Raw genomic sequence first — 1,738 nt, 5'->3', positions numbered from 1 at the left:
CGGTATGGATTGTTTAGTCGGATCGAGTAAAGATCTTTCTGAATTTAAAAGCTTAATCAATTCCGGGAGAAACAGTTTTCGTGAACTGCCGGTAAACCGCTGGAAAGGGATTAATAACAACCAGGCCGTTTTAAACAAATTAAAGCTTAATAAAGCGCCTAAAGGTGCTTATGTCGAAAGTTTTGATATTGATTTTCTGCGTTTCAAAGTGCCGCCAAATAAGCAGGACTGCCTGATTCCGCAACAGTTAATGATGATCAAAGTCGCTGATAATGCGGCTAAAGATGCGGCATTAACAGAAGGCGCAAATGTTGCGGTTCTCGTTGCGATGGGGGTTGAGCTGGACCTTCATCAATATCGCGGGCGTGTTAATTTAACCACGCAGATAGAACAAAGCTTAAGTGAGCAAGGCATTCAATTAACGCCTGCTCAACAGCAGGAGTTAACGGAAATTGCCAAACAGAGCATTGCCTCTCCTGCACAGCTAAATCAATATACCAGCTTTATCGGCAATATCATGGCTTCGCGTATCGCTGCGTTATGGGATTTCTCAGGCCCTGCCTTTACCGTTTCCAGTGAAGAAAACTCAGTTTATCGTTGTGTCGAATTAGCTGAAAACCTGTTTCAAACATCAGATGTTGAAGCGGTTATTATCGCCAGTGTCGATCTGGCCGGCTCGTTTGAGAATATCAGTTTACGTCAGCGTTACGGCGCTGTGTCAGAAGATGCCGCAAGCCCTGCCAATCTATTGGATGCTAAGCAATGGCTAGTGGGTGAAGGCGCAGGTGCATTTGTTGTAAAACCAAGCTCAAAAGTGTCAGCTGAGCAGGTTTATGCCAATATTGATGCGGTCAGTTTTGCCAATGGTTGTGATGCCAATGCGATTAACACTGCCAGTAATAAAGCCTGTGCACTGGCCGGAATTCAATCAGACGCTATTACTAATGTTGAAGCCTTTGCCAGTGGTTTCAGTGCGGATAATCAAGCTGAGAAACAAGCGTTTGCCACATTATATCCGCGCAGCAAAATTGACAGCGTGAAACGTCAGGTAGGACATCTGTTTAATGCCTCGGGTATGGTCAGTATTATCAAATCAGCGTTATTGTTAGATCAGTCAAAACAGGGTATTTACACTGCGATTAACGGTTTAGGCAAAGATCTCAGCTGTGCGCATCTTATTTTATCGTCGACTGCTAGCGCACATCAGATATCCGCTGCAACAGCAGCTAAACAACCGTTTTCATTAATAAAAGCGATTACTTTAGGTGGCAAGCCGATACAGGAATCTATTTTAGATAATAGTGACAATGCACTGTTTAAAAATATTCAGTCACAAGTTAAAGATAAACAACTAACAGCTGTTTTAAACCCGGTTGATATTTCCTTGTTAACCATAAACAGAGGCCCGCAATCTTTATCGGCCGATGCAAAAGCAGCAGAAACAGCGATTAATCCGACTTATAAACCAGCTTGTGGTGGAGTGCAGATGAACAGTAAAACCAGCTTTGAGATTTTCCAGCAAACACAAACGCATCAGGCCTTTATTCGCGCACGTCATGCTGCAGAGCAGCAGATTGCAAAACTGATCAAACTGCAGGCACAGGTCGCAGCGGGTGAAGCGCCAGACGTGGCAATAAAATCGCCAGAAATAAAAGTAGCAACGTCAGCTTTTAAAGCGCCCGGTCTGCAGATAAAGGGCGCCAGCGGATATCTGTATCCGCCACTGCAACTAAAAGAG

General features: G+C 44.2%; 1 protein-coding gene. It reads left to right on the top strand.

Translation table 11 applies throughout. The features are described 5' to 3' along the window. Positions 1-1,738, top strand: a 1,738-nt coding sequence (locus AC4GME_RS18720; RefSeq protein WP_490380031.1) for a beta-ketoacyl synthase N-terminal-like domain-containing protein, incomplete at both ends; no start/stop codon positions are given.

Source organism: Psychromonas sp. (assembly GCF_983033635.1).
Note: the sequence above shows the minus strand (reverse complement) of the source record. Positions and strands in the feature narration are given on the sequence as shown.